Here is a 6,569-nt window from a genome sequence, read left to right as displayed (position 1 = left end):
CATGCAGTTGAAAAACGTTCTTTGACGTATCCATGCCTATGCGGGTAATTTGCTCCACGGGCGGCTCCCTTGATTGAGTCTTGCAACGCACTCACTCTGGCACATTGCGATGCCGTTGGGAGCCGTCCACCCCAACAGGGCAGGAGTTCATTCCAGCGGGCAGCAGGCCAGTCGCCAGCGATCTTGGCGATGACATCTGCGATATAGGCCTGCGGTTCGAGGCCATTGAGCTTTGCGGTTTCGATGACGGAGTAGATGGCGGCGGCGCGATCGCCGCCCGCCTTTGAGCCAGCGAACAGCCAGTTTTTACGGCCCAGGGCCACGCACCGCATGGCGCGCTCCGCGATGTTGTTATCAATTTCCAGGCGGCCATCGTCGAGAAAGCGGGTGAGCGCCCCCCAGCGCTTGCGGCCATAGGCGATCGCCTTGGCCATCTCGGACTTGGGCGAGAGACGGCGCAGGGCATCGTCGAGTGTCTGGCGCAATTCGTCGATCAATGGCTGGGTGCGGTCCTGCCGGGTTCGTCGCCGGATCTTGGGTTGTTGGCCTCGAACCTCTGCTTCGATCTCATAGAGCTGGCCGATGCGTTCCAGCAGATCAGTGGTAAGCGGCGTCGGCTTGGTGGCGTGGATGTCGAATATCTTGCGCCGGAAATGCGCCCAGCAGGCGACCTCGGTGACACGGTTGGTGTCGTAGAGCTTGTCGTATCCCGCATAGCCATCGGCCTGCAGGTAGCCGCTGAAGCTGGCCAACTGCCGCTGGGGATGGGCACCTGTGCGATCGGTGGTGAACTCATACCAGACCAGCGAGGGGGTCGTGGCGCCGGAGCCGCGATCATCGACGGCGTAAGCCCAAAGCCTGCCGGTGGCCGTTTTGCCGCGGCCCGGATCAAGCATGGGAACCGGTGTATCGTCGGTATGGATCTTCGAGGCGGTCAGGCCGACCTCCCGAATGCGACTGACGATCGGATCGAGCAGCACGGATGCCTGCCCGACCCAGCCTGCCAGCGTTGAGCGATCGATCTCGATGCCCTGCGCCGCCATGATCTCGGCCTGACGGTAGAGCGGCAGATGATGGTCGAACTTGGAAACAACGACATGGGCCAGCGTGCCAAAGGTCGCTTTGCCCCGGGCAATGGCTTTTACCGGCGCGGGCGCCTGCACGATCTTCTCGCAAGCCCTGCAGCTATACTTGGGCCGGATGGTCCGAACGACGCGCCACTGGACTGGCACCGCATCGAGGACCTCGTCACTATCCTGCCCCAGAGGCCGCAACACGCCGCCGCAGTCGGGACAGGCGCAGTTGCCCTGCTCAGGCTCGATCCGCTGTTCCTCCCGCGGCAGATGGGCGGGCAGCGCGCGAACAGGCGCTGAGCGAACGCCATCTGCCGGATCGGCCCGACGCGCGGCAGCAACGATGGCCTCTCCTTCAAGCTCTTCGAGAGCCAGCTCAAGCTGCGCGATCTGGGTGTCGAGCTTCTCGGACGACTTGCCGAACTGCATCCGCTTGAGGCGTGCGATCTGCACGCGCAGCGTGTCGATCAGGATGTCGCGAGCAGAAATATCGGCGTGGGCGGCCGCCAAAGCAGCTTCGAGCTCGGCGATCCGAGCGTCTTTGTCAGCGGTGGAAAGGCCTGCGTCCGACACCGCTATCCTATAGCGAAACAGCGGTCGTAATGCTAGGAAAAGCGCCGGAATATGGGCGTTTTATCCCGCGAGTGACGGGGTAAAAGTGCGCGCCGGACGCCGCCAGTCGATGCCTTCCAATAGCATGGAAAGCTGGGCCGCCGTCATCACCACCGACCCCGTCTTGGTCGACGGCCACACGAACCGGCCCCGGTCCATCCGCTTGGAAAACAGGCACATCCCTTGGCCGTCATACCAGAGCAGCTTCACCAGATCGCCGCGCTTCCCCCGAAAGGCGAATAGCGCGCCGGAATGCGGGCTTTGCTCCAGAACCTGCTGCGTCATCACGGCAAGGCCGTCAAAACCCTTGCGCATGTCCGTCGCGCCGCAAGCCAGGAATATCCGCGTTGAGGGCGGCAGCGGGATCATCGCGTCAGGATACCGATCACCCGCGACAGCGCATCGCCATCGACCGTGGCGTCCACGCTCACCCTGATACCCGACGGTAGCTCGATCCCGATCACGCCGCCGCTGCGCGCCGCGACCGTCGGCGCGGGTAAGGCTGGCTGCTCGCTGATCTGCACCTCCGCAAAAACGGGCTCGATCGGCTTGCGCACCCCCGCAAGCTCACCGGACATCGCCTGTCGCCGCCATGTGTAGATCGATCCGCTGCCAACCTCATGGCGTTCACAGGCCGCGCGCACGCAGCCCCCCGGGCCGAATGCATCCCGCAGCACGGCCAGCTTCTGCTCCACCGTCCAGCGCCGCCGGCCCGACACCCTGCTAACGACCTCTATCAGACTACTCATACGACCGCTCGTATGAGTAGTCGCTCCACTGCTCGCTGAATCCTCGATCTCGTCCAACACCCGCAACCCCGCTCAAAGAGCGGCAATCATCCCGGCGAATGGGTGCCGCGCAAGGCGGCCGTCAGACCCCGCTTACATCGTTCAGGGGGTCAACTTTGGACGCCTATCACCCCAGAACCGGGGTCAACATTGCAGGCTTATTCACACGCGGGTTCCTCCAGTCGATGCCGTCAAGCAGGCAAGCGAGTTGAGAGCTCGTGAGCGACACCACGCCGTCCTTCGCCGAGGGCCATACGAACTTGCCCTTCTCGAGCCGCTTTGCGTAGAGCGACATGCCCAGGCCGTCGTGCCAAATGATCTTGACCAGCGAGCCGCTGCGGCCCCGGAAGACCCAGAGATCGCCGGCAAACGGGTCCTTCAGGAAGTGCTGCTGCACCATCGCAGCCAGGCTCTGCATCCCACGCCGCATATCGGTGTGGCCCATCGCGATCCACACTCGCGCCCCGGGCGGGATCATCGCATCGCCTTCAGAGCCGCTACCGCCAGCGCAGCCGGGGCAGTAGCCGAAATGCGCAAGCGCCGGCCGTCGGTCAGCTCCAACACGATCGCGGCTTCAGGCTTCGCCGCCGATGCGCTGCCGACGGAACCTGGGTCATCCTCAATCACCGCCGGAACGAATGCCTCCTGGACTTGGCGCAAGGCTGTCCGGCGCCACAAGTAGATCAAGCCTCGCGAAACGTCGCGCCGGCGTGCGACATCGGCCACACATGCACCGGGCGAGAACGCCTCGTGCAAAATCTCAAGGCGTTCCTCATCCGACCAATCCCGGCGGCGTCGAGCGCCCGTCAGCACCGTTACCTGCGTCATGGCTGTCCTAAAGTACGTCCTATTGCACGACCTAAAGGACGTCCTGAGCACACCGGGCAACTTGAGCAAGCGGGTCAGGCCGGACGGTTACGTCCAATGCAACATCCCAAGTCGATCGGTTCTCCCAATCAAACAATATCGGTACGACGTTGCTCTGCGTGACCGATGAAGGGTTTCTTGATGAGGCCTTGACCGTTGCCCCGCGCTCCGCGAGGCATTCGACTACATAACGCCCGGTCGTTCCTGTCGCTTTGGTAACCAAAACATCGCGCATCCCCAACTTCTGTTTTAGGTTATTATCCTGCAAAGCGGCCGTATAAAAATCCTTTATGATAGTCCAAAATCTATGTCTAAACCTTGAACAATTTATAACGACTTCAGCGAAATGGAGTTTGATTATACTAAATAAAAGACTTCTTTCTCGCTGATTGTTCGTCAGCGAGAAAGAAGTACAAAAAAGTTAAACTGGCATCTTTTGAAAATCAGAAGCGGAAAGTGACATCCGCACTGTAGGTCCGCGGTGTACCACGGATCAGGTAATCCAATCCTGCAAACCGCAAACCCAAGCCGTAGGTAAAATACTTCTCGTTGAAGATGTTCTTTACGCCTGCACCCACTGCAAAACGCTTGGCGTTATAAGCAATGCGACCGTTGGCTACCCAGTAGCCTGGTTGAGACAGCGTTCGGGTCTGAGCGATGTCATAATAGACACGCGAAGTATATGCACCGTCGAGACTGAGGTCGACGGTAGCGTCGTTGATTTCGGCGAGCACGAAATCGCCGCTGAGGTTGAGACTGAACTTTGCGGCATTGGATATCTGATTTCCTGAGACGTCGATGCCGCTCGTACCCGTAACTGTCGCATTGTTCCGGTATTTTGGATCCAACACGCCGACGCCGACGCCAAGCGTCACCCGATCGATCGGCCGCGCGGTAATATCAGCTTCGAACCCGCGAACGCGCGCGGCGCTGATCGAACGGAGCGGAAATAGCCCGCCCGCCTCGGTCACGACAACTTGCTGATTTGCGTAATCGGTCTGGAACACAGTACCGTTGATGGTCAGCGCACGGTCGAGAAGCGTGGACTTAAACCCGGCCTCATAAGTCCGCGCAGTTTCAGGCGGCGCGAACGTGATTTCGGAGGGATCGCTGAAGGCCTGCGCGTTCACGGCGCCGCTGCGATACCCTTCGCGCATTGAAGCGTAAAGCAGGATATTTTGCGTAGGCTTCCAATTTACGCCAACCTCGAAACTCGTATTGTTGAAGGTGCGGCGATCAGAATAATTGCTGATCGATTGAATGGCTACGGGATCTACATTGTCACCGAGGAATGCGTTGAAATTAGAGACAGCGACCTTATCCCGGCTGAAACGGACACCCCCATATGCGGAAAGCGTGTCGGTTACCTCATAGTCAGCACGAAAATAACCGGCATAGCTGTTGCGCTTCTGGTTGAAGCTGTTCGACTGGATAAAGCCGGTTCCAGTGGGCGTGAAGCCGAAGCTACATACGGCACCGCAACCCGGATCCGTCAGGAGCGAATAGTTGAAGCCTGCATTTACCGAGTCATAAGTATAGAGGAGGCCGGCCTGGACGTTTAGGGGGCCATCAAAGGAGGTGGCTAGCCGCAGGTCCTGGACGAACTGCTTCATGTTCTTGCCGAAGGTGACGATCGGATCATCCGCCTCGATGACGAGACCGTCATCATCTCCGGTATCAACCCACCTGCCCCAGTCATAGGTCGTCACGGAGGTGAGCTTCAGGTTGTCGGATGCTTCCCAATTCATGATCAGGTTGAGCCCGTCGCTGCGGATATCACGCTCGGGCGCGCGATTGACGGCAGTTTCGAAGAAACCCAGACCATCGCGGTTAGACCCCGGAAGGTTGGACAGATTGTTACCGGGAAAGATGATTTGGGGATCGTTGAAGTTGATGTTGCCCGCAAACGGCGCGTAATTGCGGCCGCCGCTTCTCATGTGGTTGAAACGGAGCGTCGCCTCGAATCTGTCCGAAGGTTCAAACTGAAGCGCGCCGCGGAAGGCAAAAACATCCGTCTGGTCGAGGTCGCCAAGGCCAGGCGTAACATTCTTGAGAACACCTGTATCGTGCACATAGAGCGCTGCAACGCGCATCGACAGCACATTGTCGATCAAGGGGACCTGCAAAGCCCCTTGCAGTCGAACACGATTGAAGTTGCCGTAGCTGCCCGTCACATATCCTTCGGTGGAAAAGCCCGGTTTTTTCGTGACGATATTGACAGCACCGCCGGTCGCATTCTTGCCGTAGAGCGTGCCCTGCGGGCCACGCAATACCTCGACGCGCTCGACATCGAAAAGAGGCATGGTTTCGAATGTCGACAGGCCGCGGATGCCTTCGTCGATGTAGATCGCGATCGGCTTGCTCTGGTTAGCGGAATAGTCGGTCGAGGAAATGCCGCGGATGACGAAGTTGGGCGGGCCACCTTCACCGAATGGATAGTTGACCTGCGAATTGGGAGACAGCTGAATGAGATCGGAGATCTGCACCGCCTGACGCTTCTCAAGCGCCTCCCCGCCAAAGGCAGAAATGGCGACTGGAACGTCTTGAAGGCGCTGTTCGCGCCGCATCGCCGTAACAACGATATCGCCATTGCCCCTTGCGGAAGCAGCGCTCGGTTCAGGCTGGACCTGATCCTTGGCATAAGCAGTAGCAGAGACTGCCAGCGGCAGCGAAGCAAGCGAAATCGCCAGTGCGGTATGAGCAGAACCGCGGGTGATGCGAGCAATCATATACTTCTCCCTTTCATTATACGTCCTCTGCAGAGCGAGAGTGCATTTCGCCGAAGGCACTTCCCGTTCGCGTCGGCCAAGGTGCCCCCTCAGCACCTGCGAACCGCCACTGCTTCTCCTCGCGCCGAACGAAATTCCGCCTAAGCGGAGTCGACCGAGCAACATGCAGTAATTACGTTGTTGCATAATTGATCGCATTGTCAACGCCCATTAGAGCTGGGCAGGACACGCGCCTCGCAGCAAATGGATCAGCCGACCCCTTCCCGACGATTATCTTTTTATATTCAAATAGATAGCATGTAATCCACGGTTATATTGGAACACTCACAACACCAATTTCACAGCTCTTTCGAAAATCAACAGCCGAATAAATTATCGGCCATGGGAGCGAAATTTCTGCGGCGACGAAGCGCAGCCGCTCATCTTATCCTCGACAATGAAAAATTCGACCAAATCGGACTCGGGTCTGGGTTGCGCAGGCGCCACCAGCTTCACAAGGG

6 protein-coding genes are annotated in these 6,569 nt (G+C 58.9%); all 6 read right to left on the bottom strand.

Translation table 11 applies throughout. The features are described from left to right. On the bottom strand, positions 1 to 1,697 hold a 1,697-nt coding region (gene tnpC, locus A7Q26_RS16355), incomplete at its 3' end, for an IS66 family transposase (RefSeq protein WP_443018167.1). 9 nt (positions 1,698 to 1,706) lie between these two features. Beyond that, positions 1,707 to 2,054: an IS66 family insertion sequence element accessory protein TnpB gene (gene tnpB, locus A7Q26_RS16350; RefSeq protein WP_017183759.1), complete on the bottom strand. Its 348-nt coding sequence runs from the start codon at positions 2,052 to 2,054 to the stop codon at positions 1,707 to 1,709. Continuing rightward, on the bottom strand, positions 2,051 to 2,434 hold the full coding sequence (gene tnpA / locus A7Q26_RS16345; RefSeq protein ID WP_026002509.1) for an IS66-like element accessory protein TnpA: 384 nt from the start codon (positions 2,432 to 2,434) through the stop codon (positions 2,051 to 2,053). The genes tnpB (A7Q26_RS16350) and tnpA (A7Q26_RS16345) overlap by 4 nt, the downstream gene beginning before the upstream one ends. A 166-nt stretch (positions 2,435 to 2,600) precedes the next feature. Continuing rightward, the gene (gene tnpB / locus A7Q26_RS16340; protein WP_017183761.1) at positions 2,601 to 2,951 is read right to left on the bottom strand and encodes an IS66 family insertion sequence element accessory protein TnpB; all 351 of its coding nucleotides are present in this window, start codon (positions 2,949 to 2,951) and stop codon (positions 2,601 to 2,603) included. Continuing rightward, the gene (tnpA, locus tag A7Q26_RS16335; protein WP_017183762.1) at positions 2,948 to 3,301 is read right to left on the bottom strand and encodes an IS66-like element accessory protein TnpA; all 354 of its coding nucleotides are present in this window, start codon (positions 3,299 to 3,301) and stop codon (positions 2,948 to 2,950) included. The genes tnpB (A7Q26_RS16340) and tnpA (A7Q26_RS16335) overlap by 4 nt, the downstream gene beginning before the upstream one ends. A gap of 482 nt (positions 3,302 to 3,783) precedes the next feature. After that, a complete protein-coding gene (locus A7Q26_RS16330; RefSeq protein ID WP_017183763.1) occupies positions 3,784 to 6,069 on the bottom strand; it encodes a TonB-dependent receptor in 2,286 nt (761 codons plus the stop codon). Positions 6,070 to 6,569: the final 500 nt, after the last annotated feature.

The organism is Sphingobium sp. TCM1 (assembly GCF_001650725.1).
In the GTDB taxonomy this organism is placed as follows: domain Bacteria; phylum Pseudomonadota; class Alphaproteobacteria; order Sphingomonadales; family Sphingomonadaceae; genus Sphingobium.
Note: the sequence above shows the minus strand (reverse complement) of the source record. Positions and strands in the feature narration are given on the sequence as shown.